At 57.5% G+C, this 24,476-nt stretch carries 21 protein-coding genes and 1 pseudogene; 18 read left to right on the top strand and 4 right to left on the bottom strand.

The window, feature by feature from the left end:
- Positions 1–1,130 precede the first annotated feature (1,130 nt).
- Together EJ069_RS27770 and EJ069_RS27765 are read right to left on the bottom strand one after the other, a co-directional pair.
- Positions 1,131–3,065, bottom strand: coding sequence for an HrpF/NolX family T3SS translocon protein (locus tag EJ069_RS27770; RefSeq protein WP_024505366.1), 1,935 nt, complete (start codon positions 3,063–3,065; stop codon positions 1,131–1,133).
- A gap of 301 nt (positions 3,066–3,366) precedes the next feature.
- Positions 3,367–4,065 (bottom strand): secretin N-terminal domain-containing protein, encoded by a 699-nt coding sequence (locus tag EJ069_RS27765; protein ID WP_126063918.1) that lies wholly within the window; start codon positions 4,063–4,065, stop codon positions 3,367–3,369.
- A gap of 187 nt (positions 4,066–4,252) precedes the next feature.
- Here EJ069_RS27765 and EJ069_RS27760 point away from each other — a divergent pair, with 187 nt between their 5' ends.
- From EJ069_RS27760 to EJ069_RS27705, 12 genes are all read left to right on the top strand, one after another.
- Positions 4,253–4,762, top strand: coding sequence for a nodulation protein NolB (locus tag EJ069_RS27760; protein WP_024505368.1), 510 nt, complete (start codon positions 4,253–4,255; stop codon positions 4,760–4,762).
- Between the two features lie 9 nt (positions 4,763–4,771).
- Entirely contained in the window at positions 4,772–5,635 is an 864-nt protein-coding gene (gene sctJ, locus EJ069_RS27755; protein WP_024505369.1) for a type III secretion inner membrane ring lipoprotein SctJ, read from the top strand.
- Positions 5,580–6,266 (top strand): nodulation protein NolU, encoded by a 687-nt coding sequence (locus EJ069_RS27750; protein WP_269470858.1) that lies wholly within the window; start codon positions 5,580–5,582, stop codon positions 6,264–6,266. The genes sctJ and EJ069_RS27750 overlap by 56 nt, the downstream gene beginning before the upstream one ends.
- Positions 6,263–6,886, top strand: a complete 624-nt coding sequence (gene sctL / locus EJ069_RS27745; protein WP_024505371.1) for a type III secretion system stator protein SctL — start codon at positions 6,263–6,265, stop codon at positions 6,884–6,886. The genes EJ069_RS27750 and sctL overlap by 4 nt, the downstream gene beginning before the upstream one ends.
- Complete coding sequence (gene sctN, locus EJ069_RS27740; RefSeq protein ID WP_024505372.1) at positions 6,883–8,241, top strand: type III secretion system ATPase SctN; 1,359 nt, start codon at positions 6,883–6,885, stop codon at positions 8,239–8,241. The genes sctL and sctN overlap by 4 nt, the downstream gene beginning before the upstream one ends.
- Entirely contained in the window at positions 8,217–8,729 is a 513-nt protein-coding gene (locus tag EJ069_RS27735; protein ID WP_032899688.1) for a hypothetical protein, read from the top strand. Before sctN ends, EJ069_RS27735 begins: the two co-directional genes overlap by 25 nt.
- An 89-nt stretch (positions 8,730–8,818) precedes the next feature.
- Positions 8,819–9,847 carry a type III secretion system cytoplasmic ring protein SctQ gene (sctQ, locus tag EJ069_RS27730; RefSeq protein ID WP_095769044.1) on the top strand — a complete coding sequence of 343 codons (1,029 nt, stop codon included), beginning with the start codon at positions 8,819–8,821 and terminating at the stop codon, positions 9,845–9,847.
- Positions 9,840–10,505, top strand: a complete 666-nt coding sequence (gene sctR / locus EJ069_RS27725; protein WP_029354851.1) for a type III secretion system export apparatus subunit SctR — start codon at positions 9,840–9,842, stop codon at positions 10,503–10,505. Before sctQ ends, sctR begins: the two co-directional genes overlap by 8 nt.
- Positions 10,506–10,507: 2 nt before the next feature.
- The gene (locus tag EJ069_RS27720) at positions 10,508–10,783 is read left to right on the top strand and encodes an EscS/YscS/HrcS family type III secretion system export apparatus protein (protein WP_024505375.1); all 276 of its coding nucleotides are present in this window, start codon (positions 10,508–10,510) and stop codon (positions 10,781–10,783) included.
- Between the two features lie 8 nt (positions 10,784–10,791).
- Entirely contained in the window at positions 10,792–11,610 is an 819-nt protein-coding gene (sctT, locus tag EJ069_RS27715; RefSeq protein WP_024505376.1) for a type III secretion system export apparatus subunit SctT, read from the top strand.
- The gene (locus EJ069_RS27710) at positions 11,607–12,644 is read left to right on the top strand and encodes an EscU/YscU/HrcU family type III secretion system export apparatus switch protein (RefSeq protein ID WP_024505377.1); all 1,038 of its coding nucleotides are present in this window, start codon (positions 11,607–11,609) and stop codon (positions 12,642–12,644) included. The genes sctT and EJ069_RS27710 overlap by 4 nt, the downstream gene beginning before the upstream one ends.
- Before the next feature lie 356 nt (positions 12,645–13,000).
- On the top strand, positions 13,001–13,804 hold the full coding sequence (locus EJ069_RS27705; protein WP_024505378.1) for a hypothetical protein: 804 nt from the start codon (positions 13,001–13,003) through the stop codon (positions 13,802–13,804).
- 525 nt (positions 13,805–14,329) lie between these two features.
- Here EJ069_RS27705 and EJ069_RS27700 read toward each other — a convergent pair.
- Positions 14,330–16,444, bottom strand: a complete 2,115-nt coding sequence (locus tag EJ069_RS27700) for a hypothetical protein (RefSeq protein ID WP_245456333.1) — start codon at positions 16,442–16,444, stop codon at positions 14,330–14,332.
- A gap of 1,348 nt (positions 16,445–17,792) precedes the next feature.
- Here EJ069_RS27700 and EJ069_RS27695 point away from each other — a divergent pair.
- The 6 genes and pseudogenes from EJ069_RS27695 to EJ069_RS27670 all read left to right on the top strand — a co-directional run bounded on the left by EJ069_RS27695 (position 17,793) and on the right by EJ069_RS27670 (position 23,700).
- The gene (locus EJ069_RS27695; RefSeq protein ID WP_081714433.1) at positions 17,793–18,122 is read left to right on the top strand and encodes a hypothetical protein; all 330 of its coding nucleotides are present in this window, start codon (positions 17,793–17,795) and stop codon (positions 18,120–18,122) included.
- A gap of 71 nt (positions 18,123–18,193) precedes the next feature.
- Positions 18,194–18,436 (top strand): nodulation protein NopA, encoded by a 243-nt coding sequence (locus EJ069_RS33540; protein WP_224570034.1) that lies wholly within the window; start codon positions 18,194–18,196, stop codon positions 18,434–18,436.
- A gap of 117 nt (positions 18,437–18,553) precedes the next feature.
- Complete coding sequence (locus EJ069_RS27685; protein WP_024505382.1) at positions 18,554–19,444, top strand: hypothetical protein; 891 nt, start codon at positions 18,554–18,556, stop codon at positions 19,442–19,444.
- 232 nt (positions 19,445–19,676) lie between these two features.
- A pseudogene (gene sctV / locus EJ069_RS27680) lies at positions 19,677–21,739 on the top strand (type III secretion system export apparatus subunit SctV).
- A 53-nt stretch (positions 21,740–21,792) separates the two neighbouring features.
- Positions 21,793–22,335, top strand: coding sequence for a tetratricopeptide repeat protein (locus EJ069_RS27675; RefSeq protein ID WP_081714429.1), 543 nt, complete (start codon positions 21,793–21,795; stop codon positions 22,333–22,335).
- Between the two features lie 894 nt (positions 22,336–23,229).
- Positions 23,230–23,700 carry a MucR family transcriptional regulator gene (locus EJ069_RS27670; protein ID WP_024505385.1) on the top strand — a complete coding sequence of 157 codons (471 nt, stop codon included), beginning with the start codon at positions 23,230–23,232 and terminating at the stop codon, positions 23,698–23,700.
- Positions 23,701–23,928: 228 nt separating this feature from the next.
- Here the strand turns inward: EJ069_RS27670 and EJ069_RS27665 are convergent, their stop codons facing one another.
- Positions 23,929–24,141: a cold-shock protein gene (locus EJ069_RS27665; protein ID WP_008874821.1), complete on the bottom strand. Its 213-nt coding sequence runs from the start codon at positions 24,139–24,141 to the stop codon at positions 23,929–23,931.
- Between the last annotated feature and the right edge of the window lie 335 nt (positions 24,142–24,476).

Genomic DNA, 24,476 nt, shown 5'->3' with positions numbered 1-24,476 from the left:
TGCGCGCAAAGGCCCAGGATTCGAAGGCGATCAAGATGCGCTGCCGTCCTTAGGCGATTTACCAGTGTCAACATTGGTTGGCATCAACCCGGACGGGATGCAGCAAGCCGCTAGCCCTTCTATCCCCATCAATCCGCATGAGACCTCTCTCGTCATTTGCTGTAAATCCGCTGGTATGGATGCTAATGGAAGATGGATCACAGTCCTTTCTACGACTAAGACGCCAGATATTGGGGCTAATGTACCACCTGACAGGAGACTACACTCACGAACATTATGTGAATTTTTTTTAACGTTGCTGAGAATCAAGGGTGAGGTTTGGCGAATGTCTCGCCGTCGACTGTCGAATCCTGCCCGACGGGATTATGGGGTGCGTAGCCTGCTTGTCCTTTCCACATGACCAGCGACGATGGGGCGGAGGCGGCAGACATAGCTCTGGAGCATGCTGCGGTATCTTTGGCCTGAAGCCGAGGAAGGCGGACCGTGGCTTCCGCGCCGCTGCCGGGAGCCCGCGAACAGGCCAAGTTGATCAGCCGGGTGTTGCCGTCATAGAGCGTGAGACCCAAAGCTGGCCAGCCGCGCCCTGAGGCTGACGCACCGCTCAGCGTCCACCTTGCTCTCGAAGCCCATCGGCATAGCGCCGATAACGACTTGACCGCGTGCGTGTCGACGAGCGATCGGTGAGCGCAAGGATCGAGGGTGCAGTGCAGGATAATGCTGTTTTAAATCAGCGCTGTTTTCAGCCGACTGCCTTGAGCGTGGGCACAAGGATATAGGCCCAAGGCAGGAGATCATCGTCTGCTGTTCGGGAGGCCGCCCTGGGCGCGCGACAGCCGTTCCTTCGGCTGCGCCGCTCCGCCACCATCCGCGCCGTGCCTTCCGGAGACCATTCCCGCTGCCGGCCGGCGCCCGTGAAAACCTCGACCCGGCGCACCGGCTCGAGATGGCTGGGCTCAGCGTAACTCTGAAGTCGTCATATACCGAAGCCTTCACAGACTTCGGACATCCCCCTCACAGTCCGATCCAGATGGCGTCAGGAACACCGCTGCGTTGATGCGGATGAACCCCTGCTTGTGCCACAATGACCCTTATGTCAGCGCGCGAGCCAAAGCTTCCGCGCAAGGCGACGGCTAGGATAAGGCAATGCCGACGAAGGGCACATTGCTTGCCACACTCTGGAATGATGGCATGCTCGGAAGGCCTAGGCTTTGCTCAGGGCCGCCTGCAAGGCGCGCTTTGAGGTTATTCACATAGCCTTCTGCGTAGTCCTGCGCCGTCGAGACCGAAAGATCAATGCCTGCCGCCAAGGCCTCTTCCATCAGGTGCTTTACGAGCCCATTTCGAATGGCCAGCTTGACCTCGGGGCCTGCGATAAGGCCGATCGCCTGCGCGGCCATATTGAGGCCAGCTTCCTCCAGCGCTCGCTTCATATCGCCTCCGTTAATGGCCGTACGCAGGAGATTGGCTGCTTGCGACTCAGCCTCGAGAACCATCGAGGCAAGATCGGCTACTTGTCCGAGGCCCGGAATGAAGCTGAGCAGTCCCACCGCCGTTGCCGCCAAGTCGAGCACTTTCGTCTCGATTTTGAGCACGGAGTCGACGACGTGCATGACGGCCCCGCCGTTCTTTTTGGCTGACTTAATGTCAGGCTGGTCCATCAGGCCCATCTTCATGTCCGCGACGGCATTCTGCTCTTCTGCGGTTTGGGCGCCGTGGGTGATTGGCTGCTGAACGTTGCGGTTCGCAGACGACATGTTTGTGCAAAAATGGGCAAAGTCTTTTTTGCTGATATTGCCGGAATCAACCGTATGCCCGCCGCCAAAGTCGAAGAATTTATGATGGGTCTTATAGCCCGTGATCGAATTGTTCAGGAGGCCAAACAGAAGAGGATCTGAAAGGAGCTGAGAGGCTGCTTCCCGCACTTTCGGATCAAGGCTCTTGTCGTCTTTCATTTTCGCCAGTTTGTCGCGAGTCAGAACACCGCTTCCAAAGAACGTGTCCTGATGGTCCTTGATCATCTCGACCGTATTCAGCTCAGTTTGCGTGAGGCTCATCGACGATGAGGCGACTTGCAGGAAATCCTCTTTGTGCATCTTCCCTTTCGAGCCACCGCACAACTGGTTCCAAGCATCGGGGTGATCGAGGAAATATTGCGCCGCCGCAATGACCTGGGGCGGAAATTTGCCGTTTTTCGATTCGCCGCCGACCATTTTCTTGAACTCATCCAGACTCAGGTCCTTGGACAGATTTTCGGAGTACCGGTAAAACTCCCGCAAGGCATCGCTCAAGGTCATGACCGAAGGCTGCAAACCTCCGCTGCCGTCGGATGGTATGTAGTTCTGCTCGTAGCTTCGCGCTTGGGCTTCCTGAAATGCAGCAACTTGTGGGTGGTGGTTTGAAAATCCGGCCAAGTCCTTGGCGTTGATCTTGCCTCCACAGCGGCCGTCGCCCTGCGAGCCAATCGCATAAAAAAGTCCCGAATCCTGCTGCAGTCCCTGGATCGCCGCTTTCAGATCCGGTGGCGTAGAGGGATCATTGGCTTTGTCGGTCAACGACTTCCAAGTAAGCGGGCATTGGTCCTTGTGACGGTTGAGTACCGCAACAATCTGCAACTCAGCCGTGGTCAGCGACCCACCGTTCCACGTGATTCCGGGGCTCGGCCTGGGAGCCGGCTCGATCTTCGGAGTGACGCCGAGCAGATGTTGGGCTTCAGTCGCCTTGGAGCGTTGCGATTGGTCCTCCTTGAGAGCCGCCCTCATATTTGGCGGCAGCAGATCCAGTGGGTGTTGCTCCAAGCCATTCAATGTCAAGACATCCGGTGCCAGATGGCCCAAAGGGTCCTGCCGCAATTTATCCATTGTCGAATCAAGATTCGACGCTGGCAGATCCCCTTGCGCGAAAGAGCCGGGCTTGTCTGCCAGCACACAAGTGGACAGCATCGCTTCGAAGCACGATGCACTTTGCTGATGCTGGGTCGCAAAATGGGAAACTTTCAGGCCCGGCCAACCCCTTGCGGACTGTAGCGAATTTGAGCGGTAGAAAGTTGAAAGATTACTGGCCGACATTATGCATCCTCAGACGTGACGTTGAAATCCCCACAAGAGACCCCGACAGAAGATCCCTTGCGTTTCACAAAATTCGACAATTCCAAGCGTCGGCAGGTCACGAATGCGCCTGCCCTGCCTTCAATTGCTGTGTTCCGGGCCGGCTCCAAGGTTCGGTCCAACACAATGGCCGGAGTCACCGCGAGAGCTGCCGGGACTCATCATGAGCGGATTAGCTTTCGAGAAACTGACGAGTTTGCGAAGAGTTCACAAAGGGGTAGCCGCAGTCATGTTCTTCAGAGCTGCGGGAAATCCTCAATGTTCATTTCTTGCCCAGCTCAGGCTTCCCGCCAACGCTATCCTGTTGTGGGATGTCAGAAGAATAAGAAGCATCCGGTCGTCCGTCGCGAACGACCGTAGTGGAGGAGCCGCGAAACAAGATCAGCACTGATTCCTTTGGCGTTGCCGCTATGTGAGTCTGCGCCTGCGCCTGCGCCACCAAGCCGTTAAAGGTCTGCTCCACGAGTGCGACGAAGCGCGGTGGACCGGAAACGAAGACGAGGCCATTGCCTGGCACGGGTTTGACCACATAGCGCTCGTCGGAGATATCAAGCTTGTCGAGAGCCCCCTTGAACGCATCGAAGCGAATCGACGTCATCAAAAGCATTCGAGTTTGCGATTCTTGTGCAGCAGACACATAGAGCACAAGGCCGTCATAGTACCATTGTAGACTGTAAAGGTTCGTCAAGCGGTCGAGGAACGCGCGCGGTGGCAAATCAGGCATACGTCCGCGAATTCGCCCCTTCACCGCAGGACTGATGTTGACCCTGATATTCAGGTTGTTGCCGAATTCCTGCAACGCTGCAGCGAGCTCCTGATCCAGAACCGTGTATCTATAGGGTGTCGCCGGAAGGGACAGCGGGACTGCATGCGCCGGGTGAATCCCGGTGGACAGAAAAAACCCGGCACAAAGAAGTCTCAAAACATGCAGGGTGACGGGTTGGATAAGCGTTCTCGGCATGTCGCACTGATAAACCAAACGCTGAAATCATCACAAGTGACTAAATTGCCGAAGAGATTTTAGATTGTCGAAATGACGCCGCCGTTAGTCAGCTTGTTGTCAGCTTGCCCCCCTAGGAGTGTTGCGCCGACACCGGGTGATGAATGGGCGGGGCTCGCCCGGTCAGAGAGAGCAACCGAGTCCTTACATGATGATGCCTGTCACGTCGATCTCTGCCACTCTAACGGCTGGCCTCCCCAGGGTCGGATCACCGTCGATTGTCGAGCAGGCCCAGTTTGAGCGCGCCTTAGGGCATGCAGCCGACTCGCTGAAAAACGATGCCGCCGCGGGGCCAGCGAGTGCGGCGCCAGTTGCTGCGGCGATGGATGTTCAGCGCGCGGCTGCGCCGACGAGCGGCATGGGCGATCGCGTGTTGCAGACGATTTCCTCCCTATATCCACACAACACTGTTTCCTTCCCCGCGCTCGACCATGACATAGCCCTTTCGAAGGGCGCTCTACCGGGACCGGCGCAGAAGCTTCCCGTTCCAGGTGAGGCGGGAACCGGAATCTCGGGCATTCCCCAACAAGGGCAAGACTTCGAAACGATGATGGCTGGTCTTCGGGATGTTTACAACGGCGTCACCCAGGTGGCGCTTATCTCCAAAGGCGTCAGCGGCGTCACATCATCCGTGAATAAACTTTTGAAGGAAGGCTGAACCGCGCGCATGATTGGCTTGGCCGAGGGCGAAATCATGCGTGGCCTGTCAGGGTGGCGGTCGGTTAGACTTGTCATGCTGCCAGTTCTCGTCGCCCTCACTGCTTGCAAAGCCGACCTCTACACGCAATTGCAAGAGCGTGAGGCAAATGAAATGCTCGCACTTCTTGAAGACAACGGGGTCGCCGCGATCCGGGTGGTCGCCAAGGATGGAACCAGCACGATCCAGGTTGACGAAAAGCTGCTCGCCTTCTCAATCAACCTTCTGAACGCCAAGGGGCTGCCGCGCCAATCCTTCAAGAACCTCGGTGAGATATTCCAAGGATCAGGCCTGATTGCCTCGCCGACCGAAGAGCGTGCCCGTTACGTGTATGCCCTGAGCGAAGAGTTGTCGCGGACGATCAGCGATATCGATGGCGTTTTTTCTGTACGTGTTCACGTCGTGCTGCCGCATAACGACCTTGTGCGAGCCGGTGCCACGCCATCCTCGGCCTCGGTGTTTATCAGGCACGACGCAAAAACAAATGTCGCGGCTCTGCTGCCAAAGATAAAGATGCTTGTAGCCGACAGCATCGAAGGCCTGTCCTACGATAAGGTGGAAGTGGTTTTGGTGCCGGTAGAACGGTCCGCACACGAGCAACGGCCCGATCCGACTGCTGTTTTGCCACAAGCATCACTACCTCTTCCTGCGCCACTTCTGGCGACCGTAACAGGTTTTGCCGCAGCCGTATTCGCCGTGGCCTGTTATCTCTTGATCGGCGTTGTTACGCGTCGGCGCAAGCAATCAACCGGCGTTTCCAAGGTCGAGGGGCGCCGGGATGCTTCTGCTGTCGAGGCCATTCGCAAAAGAATGCCTGCAATTGGACGTGGGTGACATCTCATTGCCAATGCCTATACAGACCGCCCGACCTGATGGTCCGCACTTTCCGGGCGCGAGCGAGCTTGCGGCTTCGGCCCATCCAACCCGTCTTGCGGCGCGTCTTGATCCAGCGTTATCGGCCGAAACGTTAGTGAAGTTGCAGAAGTGTTCCAGACTGCATCCAAGGCTGGCAGAATTGCTGGGCAACGATGACGTGGATCTGAACCACATCGGCTGCAGGCCGGACCTTCTACGCGGGCATGATCCATATCGAGCGGCCCTTCTTGCTGGTAGTATCTGGCATGCCCGTTCGCTGGTCGCGTTTGTCTCTCAGCCTGAGCTTGCCATCCTTGTTAAACGCATCGGCGTGGATGCACACGCATTCGGAATCCGACACCTGCTGCATGCTGTTGACAAAAGACTGATCTCGGACCCAGAAAAACTCGCTCAGCAAATCGAATACGATGGACACGCATGTCTTGGAGCTTGGCTCCAGGACAGTTCAGCGACCGAGCGTAACCGCGTGCTTCTTCGATTGCCCGAGGGGACTGCCGCGGAGACTCCAGCACATGAGCATTGGACCGCCGCCGGCCAATTGCTTTCACTTGTAGTAGCTCATTTTGAGACAGAGACCCCGGTGAAATGACAGTCGAACTTTCCGAGGGGCCAATAGCGCCGCAGATGCGTCCAGTCGGACCACTGATACCCGCGAGCGAGCTCGAAACCTGGCACAGCGCCGCGCAAGCCCTTGCCGCGGCAGAACGGCATCGGCAGCGCGTTCGAAACTGGGCACGCGCGGTTTACCAGCGGGCGTGGGCGCGCGGCCACATGGAGGGCTCGAATGCAGGCACCGAGGAGATGGCAGGGTTGATTGCGGAGACAATCTCCGAAATCGCGCGACGAAAGGCGGCTCTGGAGCAGGAATTGCCGCAGCTCGTGATGGAAATATTGAGCGATCTTATCGGCGCTTTCGATCCGGGCGAGCTATTGGTGAGGGCTGTTCGTCACGCCATAGAGTGTCAATACAGCGGCGCCGACGTTTGCCTTCATGTTTCTCCCATGCAAGTCGACATGCTTGCACGAGAGTTTGCTCGATGCGACGGCCAGGATGGTCGACCAAGGGTGCGGATCGAGCCCGACCCGACATTGTCGCCGCAACGCTGCGTGCTGTGGAGCGAGTACGGCAATGTTGACCTTGGACTTGACGCCCAGATGCGCGCGCTGCGCCTTGGTTTCGGGACGCTCTGTGAGAAAGGCGAGCTATGAGAAAGCCCGTCCCAGAACATAACGCTGACGCCGACACTCGAGCTCTCGTTCCAGCAATCTCGTCTTTGAGGGCTGCGGCCAAGCGAATTGACACGCGTGCGGTGCGCGGTCGGATCACGCGGGCTATCGGCACACTGGTTCATGCCGTCTTGCCAGACACTCGTATTGGGGAACTTTGCCTCCTAGAGGACCCGCGAACCGGGCTGTCGCTCGAGGCCGAGGTGATCGGCCTGTCGGGTGATGGTGTATTGCTGACACCGATCGGGGACTTGGTGGGCCTATCCAGCCGCGCAGAGGTCGTGGCCACTGGCCGAATGCGTGAGGTGCCCGTCGGCGGCGATTTGCTCGGTCGCGTGATCGACAGTCGTTGCCGCCCATTGGACGGCAAAGGCGAAATCAAGACCGTCGAAACTCGGCCCCTGCATGGCAGAGCCCCCAATCCGATGACGAGGCGCATGATTGAGCGGCCATTCCCGCTTGGGGTCCGTGTCCTCGATGGTCTGCTGACGTGCGGCGAGGGCCAGCGGATCGGGATTTATGGCGAGCCAGGTGGTGGCAAGTCGACGCTGTTGTCACAGATCGTAAAGGGTGCCGCCGCTGACGTCGTCATAGTGGCGCTCATAGGCGAACGTGGACGGGAAGTTCGTGAATTCATCGAAAGGAATCTTGGTGAAGAGGGCCTTCTCCGTACGGTCGTCGTGGTTGAAACATCCGACCGCTCGGCGGTAGAGCGTGCGCAATGCGCTCCAATGGCGACTGCGCTCGCGGAATATTTCCGCGATCAAGGCCTACGCGTTGCTCTCATGCTGGATTCGCTGACGCGCTTCTGCCGCGCTATGCGCGAAATAGGCCTTGCTGCGGGTGAGCCGCCGACGCGACGGGGCTTTCCTCCTTCCGTTTTTGGCATGCTGCCAGGCCTGCTCGAGCGCGCCGGCATGGGTGAGCGGGGCTCAATCACGGCCTTCTATACGGTGCTTGTAGAGGGTGATGGCACGGGTGATCCAATCGCCGAGGAATCGCGTGGTATTCTCGATGGCCATGTCATCCTCTCACGCGCTATTGCGGCGCGATCGCATTTCCCCGCTATTGATGTGCTGCAGAGTCGCAGCCGCGTCATGGATGCAGTCGTTTCGGGGACACATCGCAAGGCAGCATCCATTTTCCGCGAGCTCCTGTCGCGCTATGCCGAGACCGAGTTCTTGATCAATGTTGGCGAATACAAGCCAGGTGGAGATCCCCTGACTGACCGGGCTGTCGCGTCAATCGACGAACTGAGGGAGTTTCTGCGCCAGAGCGAAGATGACGCGTCAGATTTCGAGGAGACGGTCGCATGGATGTCGCGTCTGACCGCGTAAACTGGATTCAGTCTTCGAGGTTACGGCTTCTGAAGGAAATGCAAGAGCGTCGTGCCCTTGGCGAGCTGTCCAAGAAGGAAGCCCAGCGCGATGTGGCCGCCTCAGCCGTACAAAATGCCTCTAGGGAGCTTGCAATGATACAGCAACATTGTTCAAGAAAAGAAGCAGCGCTCTATCAGCATCTGATGTCACTCGACAACTTGTCTAGCGCAGCGCTCGACCGTCACCGCCTTCACACTGAACAACTTGCCGCTGAGATCAATTCCAGACGGCAGATGCTTGATGATACCCAAATCGCTCAAGAGGAGGCTGAGATGGCGGCGTCCAGGACGAGGGAGCTATGGGTCATATGTTCGGCGGCAAGGGACAAATGGCAACAAATCGAGGACGACGTGCGGCGCGCCGTCGAGACTCATTCGGAGGCCGCAGCCGAGATCGAGGCCGACGATGAGATACTGCTGAAATATGCGAGGGGGTCGCTTGCCTAAATGCCGCGCAACCGGATCCGACGGTCGCAAGAGGTCGTCCGAATGACACGACCGTGCAGTCTTTGATAGGCGCTGCGGTCACACCCGCCATGTTCGAACCAGTTCTGAAACTGTCCCACACGGTTGTCTCGTGGCTCAATGATACAGCAGCGCCGCGCACGCCGTTTCAAAGCCGGATCAACGAGGTGCCGCTATCGGTGCGAACGGCAGGGCTTGTCTGGCAGCAGGAACCTGCTGCCATTCCGATGCTTGACTGCGTCTGGAGAGTGGGAGCCGAAACGGTCATCTTGTCACTGTCGCGCCCGCTCGTAGAGGAGTTCATCACGACAGTGCAGAACGGCTTGGCCTTCCCTTCCGAGCCAACTGCTTCGCTAATTCTCGAACTCGCTCTGGAGCCGCTTGTCACTCGACTGGAGGAGACGACGCGTCTGAACGTGCAACTCGTGCGGGTATGCGAAGCCACGATGCTGGCTCCTCATCTTGAACTCGACATCATTTTCGGCGCGGTCAAGGGCAAGGGCCGTCTATTCCTGTTCACGCCACTTGACGGCTTAGTACCGCCTGCGTTTCGCGCGCTAGGCGAACTGCTTGCCCAGTTGCCGCGGCAGCTGGGCGGGCTGCCTCCAGAGCTCCCGCTCATTGTTGCAGGAGAGGTCGGCACGCTTCGCCTTCCTGCGGCGCTTCTTCGAAGCGCATGTGTCGGTGATGCATTGTTGCCCGATATTGCGCCGTTCGGCCGCGGCCAGATCACCCTAGCTGTCGGCCAGTTGTGCGCCGAGGCGGATCTTGACGGCGATGAATTAATCTTGCGGGGGCCTTTCCGCCCGCGACCGTGTCCTTTGGAGAGTGCGCATATGACACAACCCGGATCGCAACTGGAGCTTACTAAGGATCTCGACGATGTCGAGATCGTGCTTGTCTTTGAATGCGGCCGCTGGCCTATTTCTCTTGGGGAATTAAGAAGTGCCGGCGAAGGGCATATTTTTGAACTTGGATGGCCGATCGACGGCCCGGTCGACATAGTGGCCAATGGTCAGCGTATCGGGCGTGGCGACATTGTCCGCATCGGAGAAGAGCTGGGCATCAGGCTCCGTGGCGGGTTTGCATGCAATGAGTGAAGCTCAGCCGACAATCCTGGCGCTTCTTGCGGTTACCGCCGGACTCGGTCTGCTGGTTTTAGCAGTTGCCACGACAACGGCCTTTGTAAAGGTATCAATTGTTCTTTTCCTCGTCCGCAATGCGCTCGGGACCCAGACCATACCACCCAATGTGGTGCTGTACGCCGCGGCGATGATCCTCACTATGTTCGTTAGTGCGCCCGTTGCTGAGCAGACCTATGACCGCATGTCGGATCCCAAGCTCCACTATCAGACATTCGACGACTGGGTAAGCGCCGCTAAAGCCGGAAGTGAGCCCTTGCGCGAGCATCTCAAGAAATTCACAAATGAAGAGCAGCGGCGATTTTTCCTATCTTCGACAGAAAAGGTCTGGCCAGAGGAAATGCACGCTGCAGCCACGCCTGATGACTTTGCAATACTTGTACCATCTTTCTTGCTATCAGAATTGAAGCGCGGATTTGAGATAGGATTTCTACTTTATCTGCCTTTTATTGTTATAGATCTGATAGTGACAACTATCTTGATGGCAATGGGTATGTCGATGGTCTCACCAACTGTTATATCTGTCCCGTTCAAGATCTTCTTGTTTGTTGCCATTGATGGTTGGTCAAAATTGATGCATGGGCTTGTGCTGAGTTATACGTTACCGGGAGGCTGATCATCACTGAATCCAGCATCATTACTCTTATGAGCCAATCACTGGTGGTTTTCATGATCTGGATTCTACCGCCGCTCATTGCATCAGTGGTTGTCGGCCTCGTCATCGGCATCCTCCAGGCGGCGACGCAGATCCAGGATGAAAGCTTGCCGCTCACCGTGAAGCTTCTGGTCGTTGTCGCGGTGATTGGGCTGTTTGCTCCTGTGCTAAGCGCCCCGCTCATAGAGCTAGCCGATCAGATCTTCACCGAGTTTCCCGCAATGACACTTAGCTACTAGTCCGCCCCATGGACGCGCCATCGGCCGATATTCAAATTCTGATCCAGACGGCTCTCGAACTCGTCGTTGCGGCAGGTCTTGGGGCAGCCCGCGCGATGGGCATCATGCTGATCTTTCCCGTATTCACACGCTCGCAGATCAGTGGGCTGATCCGGGGCTGTTTGGCTGTTGGCTTCGCACTACCATGCCTGGCACACGTCAGCGGCGGATTGCCGGCGCTGGATCCTGATACGCGCCTGATCCAGCTAACCCTGCTCGGATTCAAGGAAGTTTTTGTCGGTGTACTCCTTGGCACTTTTCTTGGCATTCCGCTTTGGGGCCTTCAGGCTGCCGGGGAGCTTATCGACAACCAACGCGGCATCAGCAGCCCGACCGCTTCGGCCGATCCCGCGACGAACAGTCAGGCTTCCGCGATGGGCGTTTTTCTGGGGATCACTGCGATTGCCATATTCGTCGGATCAGGAGGCCTGGAAACTTTGATCAGTGTCCTGTACCGCAGCTACTTGATCTGGCCGGTGTATCAGTTTCACCCGACACTGAGTGGGCCAGGAGCAATGGAGTTGTTGGGGCTTCTCGACAGCATAATGCGCACGGCATTATTGGTATCGGGGCCTGTCGTGTTCTTCCTGATACTGATTGATATATCGATGATGCTGCTGCGTCGCTTTGCCCCGCAATTTAAGGCGAGCCAACTGTCTCCGGCAATCAAGAACATTGTCTTTCCAGTTCTCATGGTCACCTACGCTGCCTATCTGGTGGAGAGCATGAAACTGGAGGTCACACGTGCCAACGGCGTGCTGGAGTGGTTCGACAAATTGCTGCCATGAGCGACACAAGTGAAGAGAAGACACACGCCGCCAGCCCGAAGAAGTTAAGTGAAGCGCGCAAAAAAGGACAGCTGCCACGTAGCTCCGATTTCGTCCGCGCGGTCGGGACTTGCGCTGGGCTCGGCTACCTTTGGCTAAGAGGCAGCGTGATCGAGGACAAATGCCGGGAAGCGCTCCTATTAGCCACCAAGTTGCAGAGCCTACCTTTCGATACCGCGGTGCCGCAGGCATTGGTTGTGCTCGTCCAACTCACAGTCGCGGCTGTTGGCCCGCTGCTTGGAACCCTTGTCGCCGCGGTGATTTTGGCCAGCCTGCTAGCCAATGGTGGATTTGTCTTCTCTCTGGAGCCGATGAAGCTCAGCTTTAAGAAAATTGACCCCTTTGAAGGGCTGAAGCGCTTGGGGTCTGCTCGTTCCATGGTCGAAGTCTGCAAGACCATGTTCAAGGTATTGGTTCTCAGCGCAACCTTTTCCATTGTCCTTCTCGGGATGTGGAAGACAATGGTCCCTCTGCCGATCTGCGGCATGGGCTGTGTTGGCCTCATCTTTATGGAGACAAAATTGCTGATGGGAATTGGCGCCGGCGCACTGCTGGTCGGCGGACTGATCGATCTTCTGCTCCAGCGCGCGTTGTATCTGCGCGAAATGCGCATGACCAATACCGAAGTGACGCGCGAGTCGAAGGATCAGCAAGGAGCGCCAGAGTTGAAAGGTGAACAGCGTCGCATCCGCGAGGAGGCGGCCGACGAGCCTGCGCTTGGCGTGCATCGCGCCACGCTGGTCTTAACAGGAAGGGCGGTCCTGATCGGTCTGCGTTACGTTCGCGGTGAAACCGGGGTGCCGTTCTTAGTTTGCCGTGCCGAAGGTGAGCGCGTTTCACATGTGTTGAGCGAGGCGCGGGCACTACGCCTGACGATCGTCCATGACCATGTCTTAGCGCGTCAGCTGATAGGCACTACAAAACTCGGCCACGCGGTTCCTATGCAATATTTCCAGCCTGTCGCGAAAGCATTCTTTGCCGCAGGCTTGGCCTAGTCATTGGAAGTCCACGACTGCCCAGTTCAAAACTGACCTGGCTCCATGCTAGTGGCAAATGTCGGCTGGCCATCCGTGCCCCAGTGTCTCTGTCAGGCCAACCGCGCAACCGCGGGCCTGGGGCAATCACTCCCCTCGGATCTGCCACCCAGCAACTACGGCAAGTCCTCCGGGCATGACCTTGCAGCCTCTGCTGGCCGGTGCGTGGCGCAGTCCGAGGTTTTGAGGCCGGCAGTGCGGATTTGATTGGTGCAGCCGTTGGAATGCCCTCGTCAGCTAGTCGTCAACTAAGCGCCCTATGTTGAACAGCCGTGCTAACTTGAGCTCGGTTGCGAAACATAGGAGTACGAATCGTCATGTATGGTCGAATTGGTGGCTCATCCGATAGTTACCGCGCGCATAATGCCGGCGAGCAATCGGATGCAGGAAGCGAAGGGTTCGCGGACACATTTGCCCGAATGCACTTATCCGGATCGGAAGGTAGCGGCGCCTCATCATCGGCGGCTCCCCAAGCATACTCCCTCAATTCCCGACCTCCTGTGGTGGAGATCAACAGGACTTCCTTCAGGAGACAGGTGAGGCAATTTCATGGTGATGAAATCACGCACATCGCCGACAATCCTCAAGAGTATTCGGAGTTCGTATCGTCACGAGCCAGGCGCACCGCGGACGTTGCTCAGCAATATGGCATCCGTCGAGATACGGAGCACGCGCGATATTTCAGTTACCAATTGGGAGACCGGAGTGCCGGACTGCTGAGAATGGAAGGCGGATTCAGCATGAACGAGTTCGAATCGGAAAGTTGGCGGGAACAATTTCCTGGTCGAACTGAGGTCACTTCCATAGTGGATCTTCAAGTCGCCCATCCGCTCGTCGAAAATGCGGGCGATATTCTGCTGGAGCATCAACTTCGGATAGACGGCGACCGACCGTTGCTGAATTGGCGTGCGGCTAATCCGGAAGCACAAGCGCGCGCGCAGACGATGGGGTTTGTTGAAGTGGATCATGGCGACCTGGTGCTTGACCCTACGCAGCATCCCGACAAATGGACGAAGAACAGTGCCGGTGAGTGGCAGCGTGCAGGCAAACCTCCACTCTATCTCCACAAAACCGAGGATAGCGACAGCAGCGATAGCGGGTCCGACGACGATTTCATGTGATTTGTCGACCCGCCGCCGAGCCTTGCAACTGGTGACGGTTGCAAGGCTGTTGGCAGTGAATGCTAATTGTCCGGCGACAGCCCCGCCTTAGCGCCAGCGCCGCCGAGCAATCCAGCCCATCTCCCAGACAATAAACTGCGGATGCGCATCGTGGGTGCTTGCGAGCGGATTGTATTCGGGCCGGAACTCCGCCTCTTGGAACCGAGCTCTCCCGAATCCAATTTTCTCCACCACACCGTTGGGTCGTTGCGATGCGCCGATCCCGATCGGATCGGCTATGCCTGCTCCGCGCTCGCAGGAAGACCTTCCGCCTCGATCTTGGCGGCGCGATCTCGGCGATAAGTTGGATGGGAGGCAAGATACGCCGCCACGTCAACAGCCGGTAACGCGACATCGCAAATCGGCCCTGACGGTAGCCGATCGACTCCAATCGCCGGACCGCAACTCGCGCAGCGGCATTCGCGGTTTGGCCAGGAGAAATGCTCGCTGACTCACAGCGTGGCCGGCCGCATTCTGAGTGCCCTGTCATGCAGCCTGCGCCGACGGGAGCTCGGCACGCGAATGGCGTGGTTGGCGGCCAAGCCCTGAGGTCAACAAGGACTTACAGAAAGCGGGGGTGAGTTCGCCGCGATGAATTATGACCTTCTCGCGACCGGACCTAGCATCGGCTTCCTCTCGCTCTCGATTGTAGCCGCGCTGTTCGTTGGATTTAACGTGGCAAGCGGTGAATTCGGAATCAGCCAGCCCTTCCAAGTTTCTGGCCATGACGGGGCGACTCGTGTGGATGTGCACCCACATCGGGCTCGGCATCGCACCATTGACCAGCATCTTGGGCTGCAGCTTCATCTCAAACAGCTTTCCTGGCTCGCCACGCAGCGCGACCGGTGCCTCCGGCGGCATCAATTCGTCGGCATTGCACAAATGTTCCAGGTATTTTTGCGCCGGAAATGCGTAGGTCTTCATGCAATCAGTCGTAATGCCGGCTTTTCCTTCATTCAATGCGTTGGCCTGTCCCAGCACCATGTTCAGCAACCCTTTGAGCTGGTCTGTGCGTTCGTGCACTTTGGGTAGCTGGGTGGAGGTGAGTAGCAGGCGTACATTACGCCCCTGCAACCCGGCGAGACAGGTTTGCATCTCAATGGCCTGGGCTCGCAGGTACTGGGCCACATCGTCCACGACCTTACCGGCCTCCTCAGGCTTCATCTGGCGCACTTGGGAGACGACGCTTTGCTGACCGGCCAGATCGAACTGCAAAAGTTCGTCCAATCGTTTGAGCCGCTCCGTCAATACCTCCATTGACAACGCGGCGCCCCCGATTGTCGAGCCTGCCCCCGACGAACTCGCAGCCACCTCTTGCGCTCTCACCTGTGTACTCGCAACTTGATCCGAGCGCGCGAGAACCTTGGCTGCTGGCACTGTGCCGGCGTTCGCAGCGACTGGTGTTGATGGCTGCCCGGCGGCAGAAGTCCCGGCGCGAGCTGCCGACTTATGCTTTGACTTCCCTTTCCTTCGCGCTGTAGTGCCTTCTGACACTGCAGCCGTACCAGCAGTGCCAGCCGGTATCGCAGCGCCTGCCCTGGCCGGCATCGCAGCGCCCGCCTGGGCCTGTGGCGCCATGATGGCTGACGGCGGAGACTGCAGGTTCAACAAGTGCATGGCATCGTGCGCAGTGATCCATGCATCGTCCACGATCCGTTCGAACAGTTTCAATGGGAGGCCGGCATCTGGGTAGGTATGGCTTAGCTTGGTATGCACCTCGTGCAACGCCAATCCAAAATCCGAAAGCCGCTCCATGATTTTTTCTACAACCGCGCAATCATGAGCGTTGAGTGTTTTGCCATCATCCATTATGCCCTTCGCCAAAGAGAGGGCGCGAAGAGCTTCTTGAGCGGCGCTTGCCATCAGCTGCACCACTCCATTTCGACCGACGAGGAGTTCCTTCAAATCTGGCTCGAACCTGCTCGCCCGCAGTTCAATCTTGGCCCGCGCAAGACCGATCCGCTCACGGACCAGCCAGATCCTGACACTCAGTACCGAGCCGGCACGCAGCCGCAGTGCGCACCGCTCGGCTTCCCGCATCACGGGCGTTCCACTGGATAGGCTAGCGGTGGCAGCGCAGGCGGATCGCTGCCGTTCGGAGCGCCATGCCTTTTTTTCCCACCACTTAATTGCCGCCGTATGGTGGTTCTCCACATTTAAAATCAACAGCTCCTGCCGGTCCGCCTGGGAGTAGGAGTAGAGTTTATCGACCATACCTGCCGCTTTCTTGGTCTTTTTGTCCAATTTCGTGATCGTCGACAGGCCAAGTTTGTCTACTTCATTCGCGGCGTCGCACACGATCTGGCAACATCTACGCACCTTGTCGTCTGGCATAATTGTCTGCGCCTCAGCCGCAGGCAGGCTAGCGCGGTACTCCAGAATTGCTGAGGCTGCATCGACGACCCGACTGATCAGCTCCACCGCCTCCTCGGGGACGTCGGTTTTCCTGGCCGCAGCCTCGCAATCAGTCAGTTGTTGAACAAGACTGTTCATTCTGAGCTGTGTCGGACTGATATCTTCATTTGACGATGAGCTGGTGCCTTCCACCTGCGCGGTTGATAGTTGGCTACCGACCGGCGCCATGGCTTCGCCCTCAGACATGGAGGGAGAACCGCGCCGCCTTGCGGCTGCGCCACGTGGCGCTACGGTTCCGCGTGGTGGCGCAGCGGCTCCACGTCGCGGTGTGTTCAGGATTTGATCTTCGCCAATCGAGGCGCCTGGCAGACTTTCGCGGGCATCGCCTGGACCGCGCGCAACTGGAAGGGAGGAGGGCCTCCTATCGGCGTCCCCAGAGCGCATCTGCTCCACAACGGAATCGAATGACTGTCCACCTTCTCCCGCAGCAAGACTTGATTGCGAAAGGGAACTGCTCGCCCGCCCCGCGCGGCTGGCTCCAGTTTCAGCCTGCGATTTCCGTGGTCGGCCAATGCCCTTCATATTGCGTCTCCGTAGTAGGCGAGAATGTGCTGCTATTGTGCTGGCGGCTGACGAGACCAGCGGCATCTTTCGGTTAACGTCACGGTCAGCCAGACCCGCGACGGCGTAATGTTCCCGCCAAAGTGCTTCTCAGTAGCAGGCCAAGATTGGCCCGAGCTCACAGGACTTTCGCAACGTTGCCATCGATGTCCTGAGATTATCAGCGCTTCAGTCCGCCGATTTCCAGGAACAGCGAATGAAATCAGACCAACTCGGCTAGCTCCCCTTCCTAGACACGTGCCTGACGATTTTATTGATGCGTCACTCCTCTCGTTCGCCACCGACAAAGTCACACATTTGCTTCAGAGAAGCGTGTGCGTTGCGTATCACGCGGACCATTTCGATCTATAGTTACAAAAAGTGTCGAGACGGGACCTTTGGATCCGAAGGTCAGGCACGGCCGGCCTAGATAGACCGCTTGGCTGACGATTAGCTGACGATGGGAGTTCTCACGAACAGGGCAAGAAAATCCGACCGCTTCAAGCTTTCGATATGGTGAGAAGAGGATCCGCACCGGCCTCCCAAAGCCGGCAGACCATCCCATGTTCGTACGGTCGCCGACCTTCTCGAAGCCAATGAGCTCACCGCGCCGGGCCGTGATGTGCAGGCGAGAGAATGGTGATGCAAAGACCGAGTTCCTGCTCGTTGCGTGCGCCCGTGGAGCCAGCAAGAATACGGTCATTGCGGTCATGCAGCACGTGGACCGTGTCTCCTGTTCGACACCACAGCATCGAGGATGCAAACGAGCTGCTGCGGCTGCCATTCGGTCGCGGCATGCGTGGACGGCGGGATTGGCCGAACAGCCGAGATCGTGGTCGACTGTTCGATGCGAGAGCAACATCCTGCAGAGCATACGTTTTTGCGCTGGCCGGTTTTTGTCAAAAGCCGTCAGGTTCTCGAAAGCTCCCGCCCTTAGCTTGATCGAGGCTAACCTTTAACACGTCGCCGCCAATGGCAAATGCCGGAGTACCTGATGATAGCAGCAATTGGGAGTGGAGTTGGCAACCTCGGGACTTCCTTGATCCGAAAGGGCCATGGGGATTCGAAATCCGAGCATTCTGGTGATGGCAAGCCGGCTGATGGCAATGATGGCAAGCCAGCTGGTGGGAATGATGGCAAGGCAGCTGGCGGGAACGATCGGGCGGATAACCGGACCGTTTCAAATGATCAACTTCAAGACAACTCACAGTCTGCAGCACAAAGTGAAGCCTTCCAAAGTATCCTGCGATCGTTCGCGTTCCAATTCGCGAACGATGCGATGGCTGAGGCCGATGAAGCTTTGGATGACACAGAAGATGCCTGACGCGGGAAATCCGGCGTGAGGTCATACAGGCCGTTATTGACGGCACAACTCCAACAGAAAAAGGAATGATCATGGCTGCAGTTGATAATAATAAAAAATCAGGCAATACCAATACCAGTAGCGCCGGCAATACCGATAAAACTAACAGTGGCACTCCCGGCAATACAAGCGGAGCTGATGCTACTGCTTTTCAGGCGCAAGTGCAGGAACTAACCAATGTTAGCTTGGAGGCGACGAAAAGGAGTGTCCAGTTGCGCACTCTAACGACCAATCTCCAGACCATCAAGAAGGCCGCCGACGAACGCGTTTCGTAATGTCGGAAGCGGGTTTTAGACTGCCCCCTAGCGCGTCTCCTTATTGACGCGACGTAGTCCCGAAATGAGCCGCATGGCAATTGCCATGCGGCTTCTATCCTGTTTGAGAGATGCTCTGTGGATGACGCCGTTTCCCTCCGTTTCGAAGTGCGTTCGGGGCACTATTGCGGTCTGACCGGCAAGACGGATCTTCAAAAGTGTTTAATCGGCAGCGGCTTCGATGCCGATTTGGTCTTTGTCGAGCAGGGACTGGCACCGCATCACCTTCGTGTAACTCTTCTTGGCAAGTCGATCGAACTGGAGGCGCTTGCACCCGGACTCAGTATCGAGGGCAACCGGAATATCGCCGCAGGCCAGTCCGTTGTTGTGCCCCTTCCTGTCGTCCTGCTCGTAGGCGAGATGTCCATTGCTTTGTCCGTGCAGGATGCAGAGCCGCCTGGTTCGACCGGCATACCGCGCCTACCGATCGGTGTGCTCGCCATGGTCATAATCAGCTCACTCGGGATCGGCGCGCTTTCAGGCACGATCTCCTATCTTGGCAATGCAAGTGGATCGAGCCCCAATTCACTTCGGGCTGAAGTCGCGTCCAGAACGATCAGTCACCGCGCTGACAATGAACTTACGGAGGCAGCGGCCCAAGAGCTGCAGGAGGAAGTCGATCGAGCGGGTCTTCTCGACGTCAAGATTGGGTCGGCAAAGGGTGTTGTGACCGCCGAAGGCACCGTCACGTCTGAATCGGTCATCAGCTGGCAGAAGCTTCAGCAATCGTTCGATCGTCGCACCAAGGGTACTCTAACACTGGTGAACGGAGTGCTCATCAAAGAGGAGAAGGCGCCATCCGCAATCGCGGTCGAAGCTGTGTGGCATGGGGTCCAACCATATATTGTCATCGACAGCGAGAAGTATTTTGTCGGCGCCATTTTGGCTGATGGATGGGTGGTCGAACGTATTGAGGACAGCCGTGTGCTGCTGAGCAGGAATGGCCGCATTGCTGCTCTCCAATATTGAAAGCTCGCAGGCCCCATCAAGCAGCACTCTATGGCCAGCCAAACATCCTGTCGCGCTCGGTGCTGACAAGCTGGCTGCGTTGGAAACATTTGCTGCCCAGCCATTTCGCGCCTGCTTGTGGCTCTCATGCAGGGTCACGCGCTGGCCAAGGCTGAGGCGCCTTCGGAGTTCGAAAGCCACGTTTCATGGCGTAACAGCAGAGTAAGTCTCAACCGATTGCAAAGGTGTCTCGATGGCCAACGTCCTGCGTGACTTCATCAAGCGTGCGCCGGCCAGCCCGGATTTAATGGTTGCGTTGATGCTGCTTCTGGCTGTCGCGATGATGGTCATGCCTATCCCGGTCGTGGTGGTCGACGCCCTGATAGGATTCAATATGGGGTTGGCCATACTGCTGATGATGGTTGCCCTGTATGTCAGTACTCCACTTGATTTTTCCTCTTTGCCCGGCGTTATTTTGATTTCCACTGTATTCCGTCTCGCGCTCACGGTCGCAACGACGCGACTGATCCTGGCCGAGGGGAGGCCGGCAGCATTATTCATACTTTTGGCGATTTCGTCATTTCAGGCAATATCGTGGTGGGTTTCGTCATATTTCTGGTCGTCACCATGGTGCAATTCATGGTCCTCGCGAAGGGTGCCGAACGGGTGGCAGAAGTGGCGGCGCGTTTCACGCTGGATGCTCTGCCGGGCAAGCAAATGGCGGTCGACGCAGAGCTACGCAACGGCCACATCGATGCCAACGAATCCCGCCGGCGGCGCGCCGAATTGGAGAAGGAAAGCCAACTCTATGGCGCGATGGACGGCGCGATGAAATTTGTGAAGGGCGATTCCATCGCCGGGCTGGTGGTTATCTGCATCAACATGCTGGGTGGAATTTCGATCGGCCTGCTCTCCAAGGGCATGTCCTTCGGCGAGGTACTGCATCACTACACTCTGCTGACGATAGGCGATGCATTGATATCGCAGATTCCGGCCCTTCTGCTCTCCATTACTGCGGCGACCATCGTCACCCGTGTGACTGGGACGGCGAGGATCAACCTCGGTACAGAAATGGTCAGTCAGCTCACGGCCAGCACTCGAGCCTTGCGACTGGCGGCCGGCGTCCTGGTTGTAATGGGGTTCGTTCCTGGGTTTCCCCTCCCCGTCTTTCTGATGCTGGCCGCAGTGTTCGCTGCGGTAAGCATTGTCAAGGCTGATGTGCTGGGCGCCGGCACTGCCGATGCGAAAGGTGGAACTGCAGCGGAGCCTAAGCAAGCCGCGCCTGCGAAGGAATTCCCGATCGCATTTTTTCTAGCGCCAGATCTTATGCAGGCGGTCGATCAAGCCGAATTGCAAAAACATATTGGGCGCGTTTCGCTCCTGGTCACAGCCGATCTGGGCATTATCGTTCCTCGCATCCCTGTCTTGGTTGACGAGCAGCTGCCTGAATCGCAATTCCGAATTGATGTCGAGGGCGTGCCAGTCGAACAGGACGCCTTAGATCCAAACCAGATGGCGCTCCGAGCCGATGTAGCGCACGTCGACTCGAGCGGTGTCCCCCTTAGACGTGAGCCGAAAACGGACACACTCCCGGTTGAACATACCCCTGCAAAGGCCCTTACGGGCGCCGGCACGGAGCATAGGGCTCCCGGCGAACTCCTCGCCTTGCGCGTCCATGCAGCGTTGACCCGCTACGCACCGCGATTGGTGGGCATCCAAGAGACCCGACATTTCCTGGGCCGAATGGAGCAGGAATATTCTGAGCTTGTGAAAGAGGTGCTACGCACGACGCCGATTCCTCGGATTGCCGATGTTCTGCGCCGCCTCCTGGAGGAAGGTATCCCAATCCGCCACACCCGTCTCGTGTTGGAGGCATTGGCCGAATGGAGCGAGCGTGAGCAGAACGTTGCCCTGCTGACGGAATATGTCCGTTCTGGTTTGAAGCGACAGATCTGCCACCGCCATGCCAACACGGAGGGCATCGTGTCCGCCCTGGTCGTCGAGCGCGAGAGCGAGGATGTGATGCGTGGCGCGGTTCGAGATTCGGATGCAGGCCCCTATCTCGCACTGGAGGATCGGCAAAGCGAAGCGATGCTATCACAGATACGTCAGGTCCTTTCGAACGCAGAACCGGGTCAAACCCGCCCTATTCTGTTGACGTCGATGGATGTCCGACGTTTCGTCCGCGGCTTTCTGACGCGAAACGGGGTTGATCTCGCCGTGCTGTCTTATCAAGACCTCGCCTCCGACTTTACAATTCGCCCCGCAGGATCCGTCACACTCCCGCACGGATCGAACAGCGGATTGTTAGAGTAGTCCCACCTTTCCTAACTGAACGCCACGCGCCTCCCCGATAACTGAGAGATAACATGAATAGTAATACAGTTTCTCCATCGCCTATGTTTCTGCGCCGGAACTCACTTCTTTTTGCCGTACTCGCCATTCTGCCTTTGGGCGGTTGCGCCAGCTGGCAAAAGCCGGCTCTTTCCGTGCAGGAGACATCTTCCCCCGAGTTGCTCAGCGCCGATCAAATCGATCCGGCTATGCGCGAACGCATTTTGCGCGAAGTTGGTCAGGATGTTCAAGAGCGGGCTTTGCGGGATGAGGTGAAGCAGCACCCGGACAATGTTGATGCGGCGATACGACTTACAAATGCCTTGGTGGGCCAGAAGCGCCCGCACGAAGCGGTTGAGGTGCTCGACAGCGTCTTGGTTGCAGCCCCAGGAAACGTACGTGCATTGAATGCGAAGGGCGTGATTTTGGACATTGAGGGGCGGCATGACGCGGCACAGGCCCTGTATCGGCGAGCTCTCGAAAACGAGCCAGGCAATCAGATGGTGCAGCATAACTTCAATCTGTCGCTTGCCTTTAACGGCAAGTCCAAACAACCAAGGTTAGCACGATCGCAATAGGTGGGCACAGTGCATGCGCAGCCTGTTCCCCGGCTCGAACACGCGCTCGGCTCCCATCATAGATGGCCCCCTGAAGAGAGCCATATCTATGCAAAACAGTTGCTCCAGATCTGGCCGGCAGAGATCGGCAGGAGAGCCGGATGACATCACGCGGCCACCCGCAAGGCCACCCGCCTCGCTTCGTTGCCAGAGCGCCCTCTCCCTCGCCGGTCACCGTCTCGCAATGCGGCGACCTGGCTTAAGGCGGTCGACCGAGCGCCCGATGCAGTAGCCATGAATACGTAACGCAGCGATGGACCCGCCGGATCGTGTCGCGCTTGTGCTGGCCGTCCCTGCCATTACAGCACGGTGATTGTAGCTGGATCCTATTCTAGAGGCATCGATGGTGTGGATGCCTTCGATCCAAACAATCGATTTGTTGAATTCGTCCGCCTGAGGAAATTAGCTGCGGCGATCCGACTTCCGACGCCTGCAGGCGCAAAACCAACAGCGTGAGCGCTGCGGGTCCGGAGGCAGGCTGCAAAGTGCAATCACCAGCGCTGATAAGCGGCAAGTGAAGAATGTATCGCTCGGGCGACTCCTGTGTTGTGCACGGTTGCCCCGCGAGGTGAACTGTAGCAGCTTGGCAGCTCAGCGTTCACGAAAGGAGAAAAGATTTGGGGCCAAGCAAAGACCGGCTTTTTTGATTGTCTTGCTGTATCGCTATGGTGGGGCGGGCGCGACCGCTCCCATAATTCAATACGCTGCCTTTAGCGATGGACGATGACGGGATGCGTCGCCGAGACTTCAATGGTGGAGGAGCAGCGCACCCGTCGATCCATTTGCTTTCAGCGGCAACCGCCACTATGAAGCGACACTTCGCCCAACTGTGTTTCAAGCTGCCCGGAGAAGTTTATGACAGAAGAACCCCACAAGACCGACATCCTCATCGAGCTCACTGCCGATGTTGTATCAGCCTACGTCTCCAACAACCCCGTCCCGGCGGGGGAGCTTCCTGCCCTGATCGCCCAAGTGCACGGGGCTCTAAACGGCACGGCTGGACTCATACCGGCAGAAGAGCCTGTGCCTGTAAAAAAACCTGCTGTCCCGATCAAAAAGTCGATCGAACCGGACTACATCATTAGCCTTGAAGACGGCAAGAAATTCAAATCGCTAAAGCGCCATCTGGCGACGCACTATGGTCTGACCCCAGACGAATATCGCGCCAAATGGGGTCTGCCGTCGGATTATCCCATGGTGGCGCCGAATTACGCCGCTGCGCGCTCCGCCTTGGCCAAGACCATGGGACTCGGCCGCAAACCGAAAGAGCCGGAAGCCCCAGCCACGGCGCCGGCGAAACGGACCCGCAAGAAGGTCGCAGCCTAAATCCGTATCAACAGTCGTTCGGACGCGCAGCAGCCGTTGGCCCAATCTGCGCGGAATCAAAGGGCGGGGATGAGCCCCGCCTTTCCCGTCCAAGAGCCTCATTTCCAGAGTAATTCATGATGGCTCCAGCAATCCCTGCCGCGGCATTAACTTGCATGCTCCGGCCCGGGTTTCGAGCCGTCAATGCGTTCCGGCGATGACGAACCTTGCCAAGGCTTTCCCGGACCGTTAGCCAGCCTTGCTGAGGCTGCCTGCAGAGGACTTTCCCGTGCGGCGATCCTGTTCCACCTCGTAGTTGATCTTCTGGCCCTCATTAAGGGTCGACAGGCCCGCTCGTTCAACAGCGGAAATGTGGACAAAGACATCCTGACCGCCGTTGTCAGGCTGAATAAAACCAAAACCCTTCGTGCTGTTGAACCACTTCACCGTTCCAGTCGCCATATCCATTCCTTTGTAATAAGTCGCAACTTAGGCAGGCCATTCACGCCAGCCTGATTTGTACACGAGACTTTAGGCGCATCAAAATCGGAAAATTGCAAGGCCCACTCGATCGCCTGATCTCCAGCAGCAACTGCAACATATGCGAGGCGCGTGCCAGACGAGGCGTATGCCAGACGTTTCGTCGTGCGCTGTCGCTCGAACGTTGACAGAAACAATGACACACCTTGCAAACTCGGCACATCTTGTGGACGTGCTCGGGTCGCTTCTCGACTGCGATACCCGCTCCTGACCGGGTATCGTCGGCCAAAATGAGGGTTTTTGTCATGTGCCGCCAG

The sequence above is a fragment of the Mesorhizobium sp. M2A.F.Ca.ET.043.05.1.1 genome, assembly GCF_003952445.1.
Lineage (GTDB): Bacteria > Pseudomonadota > Alphaproteobacteria > Rhizobiales > Rhizobiaceae > Mesorhizobium.
The sequence above is the reverse complement of the archived record's forward strand: the minus strand, read 5'-3'. Positions and strand labels throughout refer to the sequence as shown.

Bases quoted from the DNA above. Each gene is read 5' to 3' on its own strand.
- sctJ (WP_024505369.1), top strand. From the start codon at position 4,772: ATGATTGGCTTGGCCGAGGGCGAAATCATGCGTGGCCTGTCAGGGTGG.
- EJ069_RS27700 (WP_245456333.1), bottom strand. From the start codon at position 16,444: ATGTCTGAGGGCGAAGCCATGGCGCCGGTCGGTAGCCAACTATCAACC.
- sctQ (WP_095769044.1), top strand. From the start codon at position 8,819: ATGTTCGAACCAGTTCTGAAACTGTCCCACACGGTTGTCTCGTGGCTC.
- sctT (WP_024505376.1), top strand. From the start codon at position 10,792: ATGGACGCGCCATCGGCCGATATTCAAATTCTGATCCAGACGGCTCTC.
- EJ069_RS27760 (WP_024505368.1), top strand. From the start codon at position 4,253: ATGATGATGCCTGTCACGTCGATCTCTGCCACTCTAACGGCTGGCCTC.
- EJ069_RS27695 (WP_081714433.1), top strand. From the start codon at position 17,793: ATGATAGCAGCAATTGGGAGTGGAGTTGGCAACCTCGGGACTTCCTTG.
- EJ069_RS33540 (WP_224570034.1), top strand. From the start codon at position 18,194: ATGGCTGCAGTTGATAATAATAAAAAATCAGGCAATACCAATACCAGT.
- EJ069_RS27670 (WP_024505385.1), top strand. From the start codon at position 23,230: ATGACAGAAGAACCCCACAAGACCGACATCCTCATCGAGCTCACTGCC.
- sctL (WP_024505371.1), top strand. From the start codon at position 6,263: ATGACAGTCGAACTTTCCGAGGGGCCAATAGCGCCGCAGATGCGTCCA.
- EJ069_RS27665 (WP_008874821.1), bottom strand. From the start codon at position 24,141: ATGGCGACTGGAACGGTGAAGTGGTTCAACAGCACGAAGGGTTTTGGT.
- EJ069_RS27750 (WP_269470858.1), top strand. From the start codon at position 5,580: ATGCTTCTGCTGTCGAGGCCATTCGCAAAAGAATGCCTGCAATTGGAC.
- EJ069_RS27710 (WP_024505377.1), top strand. From the start codon at position 11,607: ATGAGCGACACAAGTGAAGAGAAGACACACGCCGCCAGCCCGAAGAAG.
- EJ069_RS27765 (WP_126063918.1), bottom strand. From the start codon at position 4,065: ATGCCGAGAACGCTTATCCAACCCGTCACCCTGCATGTTTTGAGACTT.
- EJ069_RS27735 (WP_032899688.1), top strand. From the start codon at position 8,217: ATGGATGTCGCGTCTGACCGCGTAAACTGGATTCAGTCTTCGAGGTTA.
- sctN (WP_024505372.1), top strand. From the start codon at position 6,883: ATGAGAAAGCCCGTCCCAGAACATAACGCTGACGCCGACACTCGAGCT.
- EJ069_RS27675 (WP_081714429.1), top strand. From the start codon at position 21,793: ATGAATAGTAATACAGTTTCTCCATCGCCTATGTTTCTGCGCCGGAAC.
- EJ069_RS27770 (WP_024505366.1), bottom strand. From the start codon at position 3,065: ATGTCGGCCAGTAATCTTTCAACTTTCTACCGCTCAAATTCGCTACAG.
- sctR (WP_029354851.1), top strand. From the start codon at position 9,840: ATGAGTGAAGCTCAGCCGACAATCCTGGCGCTTCTTGCGGTTACCGCC.
- EJ069_RS27705 (WP_024505378.1), top strand. From the start codon at position 13,001: ATGTATGGTCGAATTGGTGGCTCATCCGATAGTTACCGCGCGCATAAT.